16 protein-coding genes are annotated in these 15,664 nt (G+C 72.8%); 7 read left to right on the top strand and 9 right to left on the bottom strand.

Annotated features, from left to right (window positions below):
- Window positions 1–328: 328 nt before the first annotated feature.
- Window positions 329–1,669: an NsdA family TPR-like regulatory protein gene (locus ABT034_RS18495; protein ID WP_351216359.1), complete on the top strand. Its 1,341-nt coding sequence runs from the start codon at window positions 329–331 to the stop codon at window positions 1,667–1,669.
- A 62-nt stretch (window positions 1,670–1,731) separates the two neighbouring features.
- Complete coding sequence (locus tag ABT034_RS18490) at window positions 1,732–2,262, top strand: NUDIX hydrolase (RefSeq protein WP_351216357.1); 531 nt, start codon at window positions 1,732–1,734, stop codon at window positions 2,260–2,262.
- Window positions 2,263–2,371: 109 nt separating this feature from the next.
- On the opposite strand, the gene ABT034_RS18485 is transcribed toward ABT034_RS18490, so the two are convergent.
- Window positions 2,372–3,232, bottom strand: coding sequence for a 3-hydroxybutyryl-CoA dehydrogenase (locus tag ABT034_RS18485; protein ID WP_351216355.1), 861 nt, complete (start codon window positions 3,230–3,232; stop codon window positions 2,372–2,374).
- Window positions 3,233–3,401: 169 nt separating this feature from the next.
- Here ABT034_RS18485 and ABT034_RS18480 point away from each other — a divergent pair, with 169 nt between their 5' ends.
- Window positions 3,402–4,682, top strand: coding sequence for a glycoside hydrolase family 10-like protein (locus ABT034_RS18480; protein ID WP_502972970.1), 1,281 nt, complete (start codon window positions 3,402–3,404; stop codon window positions 4,680–4,682).
- On the opposite strand, the gene ABT034_RS18475 is transcribed toward ABT034_RS18480, so the two are convergent.
- Window positions 4,658–4,861: a DUF1918 domain-containing protein gene (locus tag ABT034_RS18475; RefSeq protein ID WP_351216368.1), complete on the bottom strand. Its 204-nt coding sequence runs from the start codon at window positions 4,859–4,861 to the stop codon at window positions 4,658–4,660. The genes ABT034_RS18480 and ABT034_RS18475 overlap by 25 nt on opposite strands.
- Window positions 4,862–5,005: 144 nt before the next feature.
- A complete protein-coding gene (locus ABT034_RS18470) occupies window positions 5,006–5,989 on the bottom strand; it encodes a DMT family transporter (RefSeq protein WP_351216351.1) in 984 nt (327 codons plus the stop codon).
- Between ABT034_RS18470 and ABT034_RS18465 the strand changes: the two genes are divergently transcribed.
- From ABT034_RS18465 to ABT034_RS18450, 4 genes are all read left to right on the top strand, one after another.
- Window positions 5,988–7,424, top strand: a complete 1,437-nt coding sequence (locus ABT034_RS18465; protein ID WP_351216349.1) for an aminotransferase-like domain-containing protein — start codon at window positions 5,988–5,990, stop codon at window positions 7,422–7,424. The two genes, ABT034_RS18470 and ABT034_RS18465, sit on opposite strands and share 2 nt — an antisense overlap.
- A gap of 101 nt (window positions 7,425–7,525) precedes the next feature.
- Entirely contained in the window at window positions 7,526–7,978 is a 453-nt protein-coding gene (locus ABT034_RS18460) for a GNAT family N-acetyltransferase (RefSeq protein WP_351216347.1), read from the top strand.
- A 69-nt stretch (window positions 7,979–8,047) separates the two neighbouring features.
- Window positions 8,048–8,623, top strand: coding sequence for a histidine phosphatase family protein (locus ABT034_RS18455; protein ID WP_351216345.1), 576 nt, complete (start codon window positions 8,048–8,050; stop codon window positions 8,621–8,623).
- Window positions 8,624–8,676: 53 nt separating this feature from the next.
- Window positions 8,677–9,840 (top strand): methyltransferase, encoded by a 1,164-nt coding sequence (locus ABT034_RS18450; protein WP_351216343.1) that lies wholly within the window; start codon window positions 8,677–8,679, stop codon window positions 9,838–9,840.
- Between the two features lies 1 nt (window position 9,841).
- Here the strand turns inward: ABT034_RS18450 and ABT034_RS18445 are convergent, their stop codons facing one another.
- The 6 genes from ABT034_RS18445 to ABT034_RS18420 all read right to left on the bottom strand — a co-directional run bounded on the left by ABT034_RS18445 (window position 9,842) and on the right by ABT034_RS18420 (window position 15,654).
- Window positions 9,842–10,246, bottom strand: coding sequence for a VOC family protein (locus tag ABT034_RS18445; protein WP_351216341.1), 405 nt, complete (start codon window positions 10,244–10,246; stop codon window positions 9,842–9,844).
- Window positions 10,247–10,341: 95 nt separating this feature from the next.
- Window positions 10,342–11,187, bottom strand: coding sequence for a sigma factor-like helix-turn-helix DNA-binding protein (locus tag ABT034_RS18440; RefSeq protein WP_351216339.1), 846 nt, complete (start codon window positions 11,185–11,187; stop codon window positions 10,342–10,344).
- Between the two features lie 131 nt (window positions 11,188–11,318).
- Complete coding sequence (gene argG / locus ABT034_RS18435; RefSeq protein WP_351216337.1) at window positions 11,319–12,764, bottom strand: argininosuccinate synthase; 1,446 nt, start codon at window positions 12,762–12,764, stop codon at window positions 11,319–11,321.
- A 123-nt stretch (window positions 12,765–12,887) separates the two neighbouring features.
- Window positions 12,888–13,487: a dihydrofolate reductase family protein gene (locus tag ABT034_RS18430; RefSeq protein WP_351216335.1), complete on the bottom strand. Its 600-nt coding sequence runs from the start codon at window positions 13,485–13,487 to the stop codon at window positions 12,888–12,890.
- 10 nt (window positions 13,488–13,497) lie between these two features.
- Window positions 13,498–14,361 (bottom strand): metalloregulator ArsR/SmtB family transcription factor, encoded by an 864-nt coding sequence (locus ABT034_RS18425; RefSeq protein ID WP_351216333.1) that lies wholly within the window; start codon window positions 14,359–14,361, stop codon window positions 13,498–13,500.
- Between the two features lie 33 nt (window positions 14,362–14,394).
- A complete protein-coding gene (locus tag ABT034_RS18420; protein WP_351216331.1) occupies window positions 14,395–15,654 on the bottom strand; it encodes an MFS transporter in 1,260 nt (419 codons plus the stop codon).
- Window positions 15,655–15,664: the final 10 nt, after the last annotated feature.

The raw sequence follows: 15,664 nt of genomic DNA, 5'->3' as shown, positions 1-15,664 counted from the left end.
ACGCCGTCGAGGTGTACGACGAGTTGACCCGCCCGGACGACGCCCTGTGCGTCACCTGCCGCGAGCCCATCGGCACCTTCTACGGCCACGAGGCCCGCCCCGCCACGGAGTGTCGGGCGGATCAGCGGGGCGGGCGACGCGGACCGGGCGGCCGCACTGTTGAGGGGGGAGCCGGCGGCCCGGCCGTCGCCTTGCGGCGAGAAGCACAGTCAACCGGTACGGGGACGAGCGCGGCAGAGTACGCGGACGGGAAGAACGGGTACTTGGTTCACACCCCGTGCGAAATCGGCCACCGCTACGCTGGGTTCACCGATCGACCGGAGCGGTCATGCAGCCCAACACCTTGCTCGATGCCCTGCTCGACGAAGCGGGCGTCTCCCACGCCGGCCTTGCCGCCCATGTGAACCGGGCCGGCCGGGCCAGGGGTCTCGTGCTGCGGTACGAACACACCGCCGTGGCGCGCTGGTTGAAGGGCCAGCGGCCGCGCGGCCAGGTGCCGGACCTGATCTGCGAGGTGCTCGCCGCCCGGCTGCACCGGCAGGTGACCCTGGACGACATCGGCCTCGGCGTACCGGACGGGCCGCTGTCCGCCGCCGGTTCGCCGCTCTCCGGGTTCGTGGAGCGGGCGGCCGCCCTGTGGCGCTCCGACGAGCAGCAGCGGCCGCACATAGTCGGTGCGCCGGCCGTGACCGGTACCCCGGCGGTGATGCCGGTGTGGGAGTGGGAGAACCCGCCGGAGGACATGGACGTCTCCCGTACCGGCCGGACCGCGGTCTCGTCCGCCGACATCACCGTGCTCAGCTGCGCCCGCTCCCACTACGAGCAGATGTACCGCAAGGCCGGGGGCATCGCGGCCCGCGCCCGGATCGTCGGCTTCCTCACCACCGAGACGGCGCCGCTGCTGCGGGGCTCGTACAGCGACGCCCTCGGACGGCGGTTGCACCGCGCCACCGGGGGGCTTGTGGCGGTGGCGGGCATCTGCGCGTACGACGCGGACGCGCACGGTCTCGCCCAGCGCTACTTCCACCAGGCGCTGCGGCTCGCGAAGGCGAGCGGGGACCGGGGGCTCGGGGCCTATGTGATCGCGCTCCTCGTCAACCAGTCGCTGTTCATGGGGGAGTACCGGCAGGCGGTGGCGTTCGCGGAGGCGGCGCTGCGGGCGGCGGGGCGCCAGATCACCCCGGCGCTCGCGGCCGATCTGACGGCGATGCAGGCGAAGGCGTACGCGCGTCTGGGTGACGGCGCGGCCGCGTTGGCCTGTATCCGGCGGGCCGAGGCGGCGGCGGAGCGGATCCGTCCGGGGGACGAGCCGGCCGAGACGGGCTATGTCCAGCCGGGGTTCGTCAATGTGCAGGTCGCCGAGGCCCTGCTCAGTCTGGGTGATCTCACCGCGGCCCACGAGCACGCGTCGATGGCGGTGGGGACGCCCTCGCACGACCGGGGCCGGGTGCACCGGCTCGCCATGCTGTGCCAGATCGAGCTGCGGCAGGGGGAGGCCGACGGGGCGGCGCGTACGGCCGTGGAGATGACCGAGCGGGCACGGGGGATGGAGTCGCGGCGGCTGCGGGACCGGCTGCGGCAGGTGCGGGAGCATCTCCTCGCGAGCGGCGGAGGCGAGGCCCGGGAGGCGGCGGCTCTCATCGACGGAGCCCTACGCGTTCCCCTCTAGGCGTCGAACTGCTGCGATATTGCCACCCATCAAGCACCGACCAGTCGGAAGGTGGCAAGAACGTGCAGTGGACGAAACTGAGCGAACGCTCTGTCTATGAGAATCGCTGGTTCCAGGTGAACCTCGCGGACGTCGAACTCCCGGACGGCCGCCACCTCGACCACTATCTGATCCGGCTCCGGCCGGTCGCCGTCGCGACCGCCGTCAACGACGCCGACGAAGTACTGATGCTCTGGCGCCATCGCTTCATCACCGACAGCTGGGGCTGGGAACTGGCCGCCGGTGTCGTCGAGGACGGCGAGGACATCGAGACGGCCGCCGCCCGCGAGATGGAGGAGGAGACCGGCTGGCGGCCGGGGCCGCTGCGCCATCTCCTCACCGTCGAGCCGTCCAACGGCCTCACCGACGCCCGGCACCACCTCTACTGGGCGGAGCGGGCCACGTACACGGGGCCGCCCGAGGACGCCTTCGAGTCCTCCCGGCGGGCCTGGGTCCCGCTGAAACGGATCCCCGACCTGATCGCCCGGGGCGAGATCCCGGCCGCCAACATGGCCGCGGGGCTGCTGATGCTCCACCACCTGCGCCTCGGCTGACGAACGCGGGAGCTCTGTGGCGCGCGAGCGCGCGAGCGCGGGAATGCCGGACGGCCCGTACCTGTGCGGGTGTACGGGCCGTCCGGTGATCACGGGGTGGCGCGGGAGATCAGGCGTACGGGTAGAAGCCCGAGCCCGTCTTCCGGCCGAGCCGGCCCGCGTCCACCATGCGCTGGAGCAGCGGGGGAGCGGCGTACAGCGGCTCCTTGAACTCCGCGTACATCGAGTCGGCGATCGAGGCGATCGTGTCCAGACCGATCAGGTCCGAGAGCTTCAGCGGGCCCATCGGGTGGGCGCAGCCGAACTCCATGCCGTTGTCGATGTCGTCGCGGCTCGCGATACCCGACTCGAACATCCGGATCGCCGAGAGCAGGTACGGCACGAGCAGCGCGTTGACCACGAAACCGGAACGGTCCTGCGCGCGGATCGCGTGCTTGCCGAGCGTCTTCTCCGCGAAGGCCTGCGCCCGGCTGATCGTGCCCTCGGAGGTGGTGAGGGCCGGGATCAGCTCGACGAGCTTCTGCACCGGGGCCGGGTTGAAGAAGTGGATGCCGATGACCTGGTCGGGGCGGGAGGTCGCCACGGCCAGCTTCACCAGCGGGATGGAGGAGGTGTTCGAGGCGAGGATGGCGTCGGGCCGGGTCATCACCTGGTCGAGCACCTGGAAGATCTCGGTCTTGACCTGCTCGTTCTCCACGACCGCCTCGATGACGAGGTCACGGTCGGCGAACTCGCCCAGGTCGGTGGTGAAGCTGAGGCGAGCGAGCGTCGCGTCCCGCTCCTCCTCGCTGAGCTTGCCGCGTTCGGCGGCCTTCGTCAGCGAGTTGTAGAGCCGTGTGCGGCCGATCTCCAGCGCCTCGCCGGTGGTCTCGGCGACCCTCACGTCAAGGCCGCTCCGGGCACACACCTCTGCGATGCCCGCGCCCATCTGGCCGCAGCCCACCACTCCGACGCGCTCAATGTCGGCCATGGAGTCCGTCACCTCGTGCCTTTCGCTCTTCTCTGGCGGCGGGGCCCGTGTGATTCCGATGCGTCCGCCTCGACCCCACGACGTTACCGCTCATTAACCGATGATCGATCGCTCGGGGCGGGCATGCTGTCCGGGTGGATGTGAGGTATCCGACAGACGAGGGGTACAAGTGCGGCCTATCGGCAGAAGAGGGTTCGTGGCGGGAACGACCGGGGCGGTGCTGGCCATGACGGGAACGGCGGCGCCGGCGGTGGCCGGGTCCGAGGCGCCGGTACGAGGGAGCGCACCCCGCCGGGACGCGTTCCGCGGTGTGTGGATCGCCACGATCTCCAATCGAGACTGGCCCTCCCGCGGCGGTCTGAGCGCGGCGGAGCAGCGCGCCGAACTCCTCGCCCACCTGGACACGGCGGTCGAGCGCCGGCTCAACACGGTGGTCCTCCAGGTCCGGCCGAGCGCCGACGCGCTGTGGCCTTCGCCGCACGAGCCGTGGGCGGAGTGCCTCACCGGGACGCAGGGCCGCGACCCCGGCTGGGACCCGCTCGCCACGGCTGTCGAGGAGGCCCATGCGCGGGACCTCGAACTGCACGCCTGGTTCAACCCGTACCGAGTGGCGAACCACACGGACCGGTCCCGGCTCGTCGCCGACCATCCGGCCCGGGTCCACCCGGAGTGGGCGCTGGCCTTCGGCGGGAAGCTCTACTACAACCCGGGGCTGCCCGAGGTCCGCCGCTTCGTCCAGGACGCGATGCTGGACGCCGTGCGGCGCTACGACATCGACGCGGTGCACTGGGACGACTACTTCTATCCGTACCCGGTGGCCGGGCAGGAGTTCGCCGACGACGAGGCGTACGAGCGGTACGGCGGGGACTCCCCCGACAAGGCGTCCTGGCGGCGCCGCAACATCGATCTGCTGGTCTCCGAGATGTCCGTCCGCATCAAGGAGGTGAAGCCGGACGTGGCCTTCGGGATCAGCCCCTTCGCGGTCTGGCGGAACGTCGCCACCGACCCGGCGGGCTCCGACACGAGCGGCGGGATCCAGACGTACGACGATCTGTACGCCGACAGCCGGAAGTGGGTCCGGGAGGGCTGGCTCGACCACGTGGTGCCGCAGCTGTACTGGCACATCGGGCAGCCCGGCACGGACTACGCCAAGCTGCTGCCCTGGTGGGACGAGGTGGTCCGGGGCACCGGCGTCGGCCTCTACGTCGGCGAGGCCCTCTACAAGGCGGGCGATCCCGCGCAGCCCGAGGCCTGGCAGGACCCGAAGGAGCTGTCACGCCACCTGGAACTCGCCGCCAGGCACCCGTCGGTCGGCGGCCACTGCTTCTTCGCCGCCAAGGAGGTCGCGGAGGACCCGATCGGGGCGATGGCGACCGTGGTGGCCGATCACTACCCGACCCGGGTCCGTCCGCCGAGGGAGAGGGGTCAGCGGGCCCCCGCCTCCGGGTGAGGGCGTACGACGGTGTCGGGGCCCGGCGACATCAGGGCCTCGTGTCCGTCGTCGTCGAACTTCACGCGGTACGGGGGAGTGCCGTCCTCCCCCAGTACCTGAAGGACCTCGGCCGTACGGTCGTGATGACCGACGGTCCGGCCGTGCACCAGCAGTTTGTCGCCCACGCTCGCCTGCATCGGGGTGACCTCCTCGCGACCGGGCTTGTCCTGCTCCGCTTCGTCCAGCTCCGCGCTGTCCTGCACCACGCTGTCCTGCACCGCGCGGTCCTGCTTCGGAGCCTATGACTGCCATTGTGACCCGGGTCACCCCGATCCGTCGCGTCAGCTCTTCGCCCGCTGGGTCACCGCGATGCAGACCAGGACGGCGACCGCGGCCAGCGGGGCGGCGAGCGGCAGGGTCTCGCCCAGCAGGAACACCGACCAGAACAGGGTCAGGAGCGGCTGAGCGAGCTGGAGCTGGCTCGCCTTGGGGATGCCGATCGACGCCATGCCCCGGTACCAGACGTACAGGCCGAAGAAGGTGGAACCGGCGGCGACCCAGACCAGGCCGATCACACCGTGGGCGTTCAGGTGCACCGGTTCCAGGGACAGCGCCACGGCGGAGCCGACCAGCATCAGCGGCAGGCACAGGACCAGGGCCCAGCCGATGACCTGCCAGCCCGGCATGAGCCGGGCGAGGCGGCCGCCCTCGGTGTAGCCGGCCGCGCACACGAGGAGCGCGCCGAAGAGGTACAGGTCGCCCTGCGACACGGCCCCACCGCTCTGCTGGAGCGTGAAGCCGAGGACCACGACCGCGCCCGAGACGGCGGCGAACCAGAAGGTGCGCGACGGTCGCCGGCCGGTCCGCAGCGCGGCGAGGGTCGCCGTGGTGAGGGGGAGGAGGCCCACCACGACAGCGGCGTGCGAGGTGGTGGAGGTCTGCAGGGCCAGGGTCGTCAGGAGCGGGAAGCCGATGACGACACCGCCGGCGACGACGGCGAGGCCCACCCAGTGGCGCCGCTCCGGTAGCGGGACCCGGCCGACGAGGAGGAAGGTGCCCGCGATGAGGCCGGCGAGCGCGGAGCGCACGGCCACCAGCGACCAGGGGCCGAAGCTCTCCAGGCCCCAGGCGGTCGACGGGAAGGTGAGCGAGAAGCACACGACGCCGAGGACGGCGAGCAGGGTGCCGCGGGGGAGCGGGTCGGCGGCGCTACCGGTGGTGCTCCCGGGGGAGGTGCTCGCGGTGGCGCTTCCGTCGGTGGCGCTTCCGTGGGTGGCGGTGACCGCTATCGTCGTGGAGGCAGTAGCGCTATTCTGTGCTGTCATGAACGAGCGTAGCAGTGTCGCGGAACTGGCGCATTCCCTCAGGGCGGACCTGAACCGCTACTCACCTGGTGGAAAGCTGCCGTCGAGTCGCGTGCTCGTCGAGCGCTACCGCGTCTCCCCGGTGACCGTCACCCGCGCCCTCGCCCAGCTCGCCTCCGAAGGGCTCGTGGTCACCCGCCCCGGCGCCGGGGCCTTCCGCGCCGAGCCCCGCACCGCCGTCCCCGCCACTGGGGACACCTCGTGGCAGGAGGTCGCCCTCAGCGCCGACACCGCGACGGAACTCGTCCCCCGTTCCGTCGACGCCTCCGGCGTCCTCGTCACCCTCTCCGCGCCGCCGCCCGGCGTGATCGAGTTCAACGGCGGCTACCTCCACCCCTCCCTCCAGCCCCAGCGCGCCCTCGCCGCCGCCCTTGCCCGCGCCGGGCGCCGCCCCGGCGCCTGGGGCAGGCCGCCCACCGACGGCCTGCCCGAGCTGCGCGAGTGGTTCGCCCGCGAGATAGGCGGCAGCGTCACCGCCGCCGATCTGCTCATCACCGCCGGCGGCCAGCCCGCCATCACCACCGCCCTGCGTGCCCTCGCCCCGCCCGGCACCCCCGTCCTCGTCGAGTCGCCCACCTACCCGGGCATGCTCGCCGTCGCCCGCGCCGCCGGACTGCGCCCCGTCCCCGTCCCCGCCGACGCCGACGGAGTCCGCCCCGAGCTCCTCGAAGCCGCGTTCCGCGCCACCGGGGCCCGGGTCTTCGTCTGCCAACCGCTCTTCCAGAACCCGACCGGGGCCGTGCTCGCGCCGGAGCGGCGCCGCGAGGTCGTCCGTATCGCCCGTGCCGCCGGAGCCTTCGTCGTCGAGGACGACTTCGCCCGCCGTCTCGTCCACGAGGACGCGCCGCCGCTCCCCGCCCCGCTCGCCGCCGAGGACCCCGACGGTGTCGTCGTCCACGTCTGCTCGCTCACCAAGGCCACGTCGCCCAGCCTGCGGGTCGGCGCCCTCGCCGCCCGCGGCCCCGTCCTGGAACGTCTGCGCGCCATCCAGGTCGTCGACAGCTTCTTCGTCCCCCGGCCGCTCCAGGAGGCCGCGCTCGAACTCGTCGGATCGCCCGCCTGGCACCGTCATCTGCGGGCCGTCGCCCAGGAGCTCAAGAGCCGCCGGGACCTGCTGGCCGGTGCCGTCGCCCGCCATCTGCCCGAGCTCGCCCTGCCCCACATCCCCTACGGCGGCTACCACCTCTGGCCCCGCCTCCCCGACGCCCTCCCCGAGGCCGCCCTCGTCGCCGCCGCCCTGCGGACCGGCGTCGCCGTGACTCCCGGCCGCCCCTACTTCTGCGCCGAGCCCCCCGCCGGGCACATCCGGCTGAGTTTCGCGGGTGTCGCGGGCCCCACCGAGATCGTCGAGGGCGTGCGCCGCCTGCGGACGGCGGTCGACGAGCTCACCGCCTGACCGCCCGGGACGGGCCGGGCGGGGCTCCCCGCCCGGCGCCCCCGGCGCCGGTCCGGGCAAATTCACCTGACAAGCCCCGGCGTCACTGGAACCCTGCGGGCATGAGCGACAGCATGACCCCAGGAACCCCCGTCATGCACGGGACGTACGAGATCTCAGCCGACCCCGCGCGGATCGACGCCGCCCGCGTCCACCACTGGCTCTCCACGGACGCCTACTGGGCCCTCGGCCGACCTCGGGAGAAGCAGGACGCCGCCATCGCCGGATCCCTCAACCTCGGCGCGTACCACCGCGAGACCGGCGAGATGGCCGCCTACGCGCGCGTCGTCACCGACTACGCCACCTTCGCCTGGCTCTGCGACGTCTACGTCGACCGCCCGGCCCGCGGCACCGGCCTCGGCACCGCGCTCGTCACCGCCGTCCGCGACCACCTCGCACCGCACGGACTCGGCCGCATCATGCTCGCCACCGCCGACGCGCACGGTGTGTACGAGAAGGTCGGTTTCTTGCCACTGCGGAATCCGGACAAGTGGATGGCTCTCGGGCGGCAGTGAGCCGGGGCCCCTCCCGTCCCGGTGAATGACCCCTTGACCTGCGGAGCCTCCGGCCTCACGATCGCGGCCATGAGTCTTCGGGTGACGCTCGTCACGGCGGCACGCAGCTCCTCCCTGCTCGCCGAACGGTTCGACGACGACCGGCCACTGGACGAGGCCGGCTGGTACGAGGTGCAGCTCGCCGCGCCGGCGCTCATCCCGCTCGGCGCGGCCGAACTGCGCTACTGCTCCCCGACCCCGCGCAGCCGCGCCACCGGCACCGCCCTCGGCTACGCGCCGCTCGTCCAGCCCGCGCTGCGCGACTGCGACATGGGCCGCTGGCGGGGCCTCACCCTCGCCGAGGTCGCCGCCCTCGAACCGGCCGCCGTCGACGCCTGGCTCACCGACGCCCGCACCGCCCCGCACGGCGGCGAACCGCTCCTCGCCTTCATCACCCGGATAGGGAGCTGGCTCGACACCCGCCCCGCCGACGACGGCGCCATCGTCGCCGTCGCGGAACCCTCCGTCGTACGGGCCGCCCTCGTGTACGCCCTGAAGGCGCCGCCCGCCACCTACTGGAACGTCGATGTGCGCCCCCTCTCCACCGTCACCCTGGCCGGTCGCCCCGGCCTCTGGCACCTCCAGCTCGACACCGCCCTGCGCTGACCCGCACGTGCCAGGGGGAGCCGGCGGCCGCGACCGGCTAGCCTGAGAGCACGATGAACCGTTTGACCACGTCCTATGGCGCCTTCACGCTGACCCGCTTTCCCGAGGACCCGCGCGACCAGCTGCGCGCCTGGGACGCGGCCGACGAATACCTCCTCGGCCATCTGGCCGAGAGCGGTACCGACCTGTCCGGCACCGTCGCCGTCCTCGGCGACCGCTGGGGAGCCCTCGTCACCGCGCTCCGGGCCGCCGGCACCGGCGAGCTCGTCCAGATCACCGACTCGTACCTCGGCGGGCAGGCCACCCGGGCCAACCTCGCGCGCGCCGGGGCCGCCCCGGACGCCGTCCTGCTGCTCACCACCGAGGACCCGCCGCCCGAGCGGATCGACGTCCTCCTCGTCCGCGTCCCCAAGAGCCTCGCGCTCCTGGAGGACCAGCTGCACCGGCTCGCCCCCGCCGTGCACGAGGGCACCGTGATCGTCGGCACCGGCATGGTCAAGGAGATCCACACCTCCACCCTCCGTCTCTTCGAGCGGATCCTCGGCCCCACCCGCACCTCGCTCGCGGTGAAGAAGGCCCGGCTGATCCACACCACCCCCGACCCCGCGACCTCTCCGCGCCCCAACCCCTGGCCGCACCGGTACGACCTCCCGGCGGACACCCCCGCGCCCGGTCTGCCCGGACTGACCGTCACCAACCACGCCGGTGTCTTCTGCGCCGACCGGCTCGACGTCGGCACCCGCTTCTTCCTCGCCAACCTGCCCGGCGGCCTCGGCCGCGCCCGCGTCGCCGACCTCGGCTGCGGCAACGGCGTGGTCGGTCTCGCCATCGCCCTCTCCGAACCCGACGCGGAGCTGATCTTCACCGACGAGTCGTACCCGGCGGTCGCCTCGGCCGAGGAGAACTGGCGCGCCCACGTGGGCGACGGACGCAAGGCCGAGTTCATCGTCGGCGACGGGCTCACCGACCTGCCCGCCGGCTCCGTGGACCTCGTCCTCAACAATCCGCCGTTCCACAGCCACCAGGCCACCACCGACCGCACGGCCCGCCGCATGTTCACGGACGCGCGGCGCGCGCTGCGGCCCGGCGGAGAGCTGTGGGTCATCGGCAACCGGCACCTCGGCTACCACGTCACCCTCCGCCGCATCTTCGGCAACAGCGAACTCGTCGCGAGCGACGCCAAGTTCGTGGTCCTGCGGGCGGTACGGGCGGCGTAGGTCATCTTCCCCAGGTGCGGGAGCACAGGACGAGCCGGTACCCGTCGGGATCGGCGACGGTGACGCCGTACTCGTCCCAGTACGGGTTGTGCGCGGCCACCCGCGAGCCGCCGACGGCGAGCAGCCGCTCCACCTGCTCCTCCTCGACGGGTGCCCCGAGGTAGACGACGAACAGGTCGTCCACCGTCGGGGCCGGCTCCAGCGGCCGCTCGGGATCACGGGTCAGCTCGAAGTGCCAGCTCCCGTCCGGCGGCCCGACCATGAGCAGGTCGTGATGGCCGGACACCCGCTCGGTACTCCGCCACAACACGTCGAGCCCGAGCCCGTCGACGTAGAACCGCTCGGCAGCGGCCAGATCCCGTGAAGGGCGAGCGACCCGTACCCGGGTCTGCGCATCGATGATCATGCCCCAAGGCTAGGGCCTGCGCGGCCGATCACGGCTGGGACCGCGGTGACCGGACAGATCCTGGTGCCGGCGCTCGCGGTTGGTCAGCTCCGCGCTCAGCGATCGCGAAAGGTCAGGTCGAGCGCTCGTACCTGGTGCTCGCCGGTGGTGACGGAGAGGGCGACGATCCGGTCCTCGCGCAGGATGAACGCCACCGCCGAGACCGGTCGGCCGGCGACGAAGGCGACCGCTCCGACGGCGCCTTCGACCAGCGCGGGCCGCGTCACGTCCGCGAACCGCGCGAACGCGGCCGCCCCCTCGGCGACGGCCGGGGCGCCGTGCACCGGGCCGCGCTCGGACCAGGCGATCACGTCCGGGTCGAGGACGGCGGCGAGTGTACGGGCGTCACGCGCGCGTGCGGCCGCCAGGAACCGGTCCACGACCGCCCGCTGCCGCCCCTCTTCCCCCTCGGTACGGACCGCCCCGCCGCCCCGGATCCGCTCCCGGGCCCGCCGGGCGAGCCGCGTCACCGCCGCGGGGGAGCCGCCGGTGATCCGCGCCGTCTCGTGGGGCGGCAGCCCGAACACGTCGTGCAGGACGTAGACGACCCGCTCGTCCGCCGTGAGGGACTCCAGTACGACGAACAGCGCGAGCCACAGAGAGCCGACCCGGCTCTCGCCCGGCCCGTCGCCCAGGGCCGACCTGTAATCCTCACCCGGCCCGTCACCCCCGCCCGCCCGTCCCCTCACTCGGCGCGTCTGGAGCCCCCGTACGCACTCCCGTCCTACCAGCGCCGTCAGCCATGCCGATCCGTCTTCCCGCTCCAGACGGGCCCGCGCCGCGGTGAGCGCGGCCTCCGCCTCGGCCTGTGAACCGGTCATCCGCAGGGCCATGCGCCGCAGTTGTTCCTCGTGGGCGTGGAAGCGCCCGGTCAGGGCGGTCAGGAAGGTGTCGTCGGGCATGGCGCCTCACTCCTCGTCGGGTCCGTCACCGCGTTGACGCGAGGGCTCACCGGGATGTGACATGCCACGCGGAAAGGCCGGCCCGACGCGCGGGGCGTCGAGCCGGCCTTCCTCGGGTGTCTAGCCGGGGGTCAGTCCGTGCCGAACTCCATCGCGGCGCGGTCCAGCATCTCGTCGTCGTCGGAGACCTCGCCGCGGGAGGCGATGGCCTCGGCGCCGCCCTCCGGCATGGAACCGATCAGCCCGGTCGCGGCCGCCTGGGCGGCACCGATCGCGGGGTTGGAGGTGCCGATCAGGCCGAGGCCCGCGTACTGCTCCAGCTTGGCGCGGGAGTCGGCGATGTCGAGGTTGCGCATGGTGAGCTGGCCGATCCGGTCCGCCGGGCCGAAGGCCGAGTCCTCGGTGCGCTCCATGGACAGCTTGTCCGGGTGGTAGCTGAACGCCGGGCCCGTGGTGTCGAGGAGCGAGTAGTCCTCGCCGCGCCGCAGCCGCAGCGTCACCTCGCCGGTGACGGCCGCGCCCACCCAGCGCTGCAGGGACTCACGGACCATCAGCGCCTGCGGGTCCAGCCACCGGCCCTCGTACATCAGCCGGCCGAGGCGCCTGCCCTCGTTGTGGTACTGGGCGAGGGTGTCCTCGTTGTGGATCGCGTTGACGAGGCGCTCGTACGCCGCGTGCAGCAGGGCCATGCCGGGCGCCTCGTAGATGCCGCGGCTCTTGGCCTCGATGATCCGGTTCTCGATCTGGTCCGACATGCCCATGCCGTGGCGGCCGCCGATGGCGTTGGCCTCCATGACGAGGTCGACGGGGGAGGAGAACTCCTTGCCGTTGATGGTCACCGGGCGGCCCTGGTCGAAGCCGATGGTGACGTCCTCGGTGGCGATCTCGACCGAGGGGTCCCAGAAGCGGACGCCCATGATCGGCTCGACGGTCTCCACACCGGTGTCCAGGTGCTCCAGGGTCTTCGCCTCGTGGGTGGCGCCCCAGATGTTGGCGTCGGTGGAGTACGCCTTCTCGGTGCTGTCGCGGTAGGGCAGCTCGTGGGCGAGCAGCCACTCCGACATCTCCTTGCGGCCGCCGAGCTCGGTCACGAAGTCCGTGTCCAGCCAGGGCTTGTAGATCCGCAGGTGCGGGTTGGCGAGCAGGCCGTAGCGGTAGAACCGCTCGATGTCGTTGCCCTTGAAGGTCGAGCCGTCGCCCCAGATCTGGACGTCGTCCTCGAGCATCGCCCGGACGAGGAGGGTGCCGGTGACGGCACGGCCGAGCGGCGTGGTGTTGAAGTAGGCGCGGCCGCCGGAGCGGATGTGGAACGCCCCGCAGGTGAGTGCGGCAAGGCCCTCCTCGACCAGTGCCGCGCGGCAGTCGACCAGGCGCGCGATCTCGGCACCGTAGGTCTTGGCGCGGCCGGGCACCGAGGCGATGTCGGGCTCGTCGTACTGGCCGATGTCGGCGGTGTAGGTGCACGGGATGGCGCCCTTGTCGCGCATCCATGCGACCGCGACGGAGGTGTCGAGGCCGCCCGAGAAGGCGATGCCGACGCGCTCGCCGGCGGGCAGGGAGGTGAGGACCTTGGACATAGGAAGAGTATGCATCATCGCGCATGGTCATGCAAAGGGGTGTCGGTGGACGGCCCGGATCCGCCGCGTCCGGCACCCGTGCGAGGGTCCGCTCCCTGATGCGCGCGGTGCCCTGCGGCCGGATCACCGGACGCGGTCGTAGACCATGGCGATCTCACCCAGCTCGCCGGCCTCCTGGTGGGTGGGCTTCCACCGTGTGCCGGGCAGGCCGTTCTCGAACAGGCGCCGGCCGCCCCCGGCGATCTCCGGGCAGATCAGCAGGTACAGCCGGTCGATCGCGTCCGCGGCGAGAAGCGCCTGGATGACGCTCGGGCTGCTGTTGACCAGGATGTCGCCCCCGTCGGCCGCTCTCAGCTCGGCGACGACATCGGTGGCCGGTGCGTCCACCACGCGGGCGCGTTCCCAGGGGGCTTCGGTCAAGGTGCTCGACAGGACCACCTTCTCGGTGTCGACGAGCCACTTCGCGTATCCGCGGTCGCGCGGGTCGGCGCTCTCGTCGGCGGCGACCGTCGGCCAGTACGCCAGGAACCCCTCGGCGTTGACACGGCCGAGGAGTGCCGTCGTCGCGTCCGCCCAGATGCGGTCGAGGTGGTCGCGGGCGACCTCGGTGGTCGCGTAACGGACGATCGCCGCCATGTCGCCGGGTCCGCCGGGGCCGTGGAGGCGCCCGTCGAGGGTGAGGGCGATGTTGGCGGTCACCTTGCGTCCGGTCGGGAGGGCCATGGCGGTGTACCTACTTTCCTTCGGCGGGAGTGGGGCTGGGGTCCGTGCTGCCAGGGGTGGTGCTGACGGCGTCGGCGAGCTTGTCGAGGCACTGGCCGAAGCCGATCTCGATGCCCGCGACGAAGTCGGCGGAGCCGACGGCGCTGTCGTCGATCCGGTAGTGGACGTCGAGGTCCGTGCCCGCGTCGGTGGGCCGCAGGCTGAAGTCGACGTGGGCGGTGAAGGCCGGGCTGTCGTCGGGGAGCCGAGGGGAGAGCCGATAGGTGAGCCGCTCACCGGGGCGGGCCTCGTCGACGACGCCTTCCCCGCGTCCGGCGACCGGGTCGGAGCCGTCGGTGTCCTCGGCGTCGCGGTACTCCAGGAGGATCCGTCCGCCGGGGTGCGGCTCGAAGACGAGCTCGGAGACCCGGAGTTCGTCGGGCGTCCACCACCGGGCGAGCAGGGGGGTCTCGGTCAGATGGCGCCAGGTCAGCTCGGGGCGCCCGGCCAGTGACCGGTGGAACCGGAACGACCGGCCGTCGGCCCACCCGGGCTCCACCGCGGCGAGCCTCTCGGTGTCCAGGCTGAGGCCGTGACGCTCGTAGGTCTCGCGCGATCCGCCGGCATGGTCGGCGGTGTCCGCGATCAGGGCGAGCGCGGCCGCGAGGTCCCGCAGGGGGGCGGACCGGAGGGCGTAGACACGGCGCTGTCCGGTCCGCTGGGAGGTGACGACCCCGGCCCGTTCGAGCGTCTGCAGATGTTTGGTCGTCTGCGGCTGCCGCGCCCCGGCGAGCGTGGCGAGGACGCCGACCGGGCGGGGCCGCTCGGCCAGGAGGCGTACGAGGCGCCAGCGGGCCGGGTCGGCCAGTGCGGCGAGGAGTGAGTCTGCGTCCATGCGGGCAAGTATTCTCCACCGAGAATATTCCTGTCAAGGAATATGCGAGCGCCGAGGGAGAAGCAGGGGGGTCGCAAGCAGGAGTACGCCCGCCAGGCCGATCGCCGTCCGCGGGCCGAGCAGGCCGCCCAGCACGCCCCAGACGGCGGTCAGGAGCGCGGTCGAGGCCTTGGTCGACACCGCCCAGGCGGACAACGTCCGGGCGACCCGGTCGGACGCGGTGCGCTCCAGGCGGTAGGTGGCGGAGACGGGATTGAAGACCGCGCAGCAGAAGATGAGCCCGAACTCCACGCCCATCACGAGCAGCAGCCCTCCCGTCCCCGGCCCCAGGAAGACCAGGCCGAGGGGCCACAGCGCGCGCGTGCTCCCGGCCGCGATCAGGACCCGGCGCTGCCCGAACCGGGTGGCCAGCGGCCGGGCCAGCCGCGCCCCGAGCAGCCCGCCGATGGAGGGCACGGCGAAGGCGAGGCCGTACTGCCACGGCGCGAACCCCAGCCGGCCGAGCATCAGGACGGCAAGGAGCGGCTGGACGGCCATCACCAGGCCGTTGAACACGGCGGTGTTGAGGAACAGGGGACGCAGCATCGCGTCGGCGAGGATGTACCGCCAACCGTCGAGCAGGTCCCCGGCCCGCATCCGCGCGGCCTTCCGGGGCTCGGGCGGCGGCTCCTGCCCGCCCATCGCGCGGATGCCCAGCGCGGAGAGCAGGTAGCTGACCGCGTCGGCCACCACCGTCGCCACCGGGCCGAGGAGCCCGATCGCCACGCCGCCCAGCGGCGGGCCGATGATCGTGGTCGTCCAGGCCGTGGACTCGAACCGGGCGTGGGCGACGAGCAGGTCCTCGGCCGGCAGCAGCGTCTTCAGGTACGCGCCGGAGGCCGCGCGGAAGGTGATGTCGCCCGCCGCGACGACGACCGAGACCAGCAGGAGCTGGAGGAAGGTGAGCACGCCGAGCGCGTACGCGGCGGGGATCGTCAGCAGCGCCGCGAACCGCACCAGGTCCATCGCGATCAGCACCGGCCGTTTGCGGCGGAACTCCACCCACGGGCCGAGCGGCACCGCCACGGCCGCCCCCACCGCGGCCCCCGCGGAGGAGAGCGCGGCGACCTCGGCCGGTCCGGCGCCCAGCACCTGGACGGCGATCAGCGGGAACGCGCCGAAGGCCAGCCAGGTGCCGAGCGCGCTCGTCCCGTACGCGCCCCAGAGCCACCCGAACCGCGCCCCCAGCCGCCCTCCGAGCAGCCGCCCCCACCGCGCCCCCCACCCCGCCCCCGTCCGGCGACCGTGCCTCATGCCCGACCCC

The sequence above is a fragment of the Streptomyces sp. NPDC002773 genome, assembly GCF_040295605.1.
Taxonomy (GTDB): Bacteria; Actinomycetota; Actinomycetes; order Streptomycetales; family Streptomycetaceae; genus Streptomyces.
Note: the sequence above shows the minus strand (reverse complement) of the source record. Positions and strands in the feature narration are given on the sequence as shown.

Excerpts from the sequence above, each read along its gene's own strand:
- argG (WP_351216337.1), bottom strand. The coding sequence starts at position 12,764 with ATGTCCAAGGTCCTCACCTCCCTGCCCGCCGGCGAGCGCGTCGGCATC.
- ABT034_RS18470 (WP_351216351.1), bottom strand. The coding sequence starts at position 5,989 with ATGACAGCACAGAATAGCGCTACTGCCTCCACGACGATAGCGGTCACC.
- ABT034_RS18420 (WP_351216331.1), bottom strand. The coding sequence starts at position 15,654 with ATGAGGCACGGTCGCCGGACGGGGGCGGGGTGGGGGGCGCGGTGGGGG.
- ABT034_RS18495 (WP_351216359.1), top strand. The coding sequence starts at position 329 with ATGCAGCCCAACACCTTGCTCGATGCCCTGCTCGACGAAGCGGGCGTC.
- ABT034_RS18460 (WP_351216347.1), top strand. The coding sequence starts at position 7,526 with ATGAGCGACAGCATGACCCCAGGAACCCCCGTCATGCACGGGACGTAC.
- ABT034_RS18430 (WP_351216335.1), bottom strand. The coding sequence starts at position 13,487 with ATGGCCCTCCCGACCGGACGCAAGGTGACCGCCAACATCGCCCTCACC.
- ABT034_RS18425 (WP_351216333.1), bottom strand. The coding sequence starts at position 14,361 with ATGGACGCAGACTCACTCCTCGCCGCACTGGCCGACCCGGCCCGCTGG.
- ABT034_RS18450 (WP_351216343.1), top strand. The coding sequence starts at position 8,677 with ATGAACCGTTTGACCACGTCCTATGGCGCCTTCACGCTGACCCGCTTT.
- ABT034_RS18475 (WP_351216368.1), bottom strand. The coding sequence starts at position 4,861 with ATGCAGGCGAGCGTGGGCGACAAACTGCTGGTGCACGGCCGGACCGTC.
- ABT034_RS18455 (WP_351216345.1), top strand. The coding sequence starts at position 8,048 with ATGAGTCTTCGGGTGACGCTCGTCACGGCGGCACGCAGCTCCTCCCTG.
- ABT034_RS18445 (WP_351216341.1), bottom strand. The coding sequence starts at position 10,246 with ATGATCATCGATGCGCAGACCCGGGTACGGGTCGCTCGCCCTTCACGG.
- ABT034_RS18485 (WP_351216355.1), bottom strand. The coding sequence starts at position 3,232 with ATGGCCGACATTGAGCGCGTCGGAGTGGTGGGCTGCGGCCAGATGGGC.
- ABT034_RS18440 (WP_351216339.1), bottom strand. The coding sequence starts at position 11,187 with ATGCCCGACGACACCTTCCTGACCGCCCTGACCGGGCGCTTCCACGCC.
- ABT034_RS18465 (WP_351216349.1), top strand. The coding sequence starts at position 5,988 with ATGAACGAGCGTAGCAGTGTCGCGGAACTGGCGCATTCCCTCAGGGCG.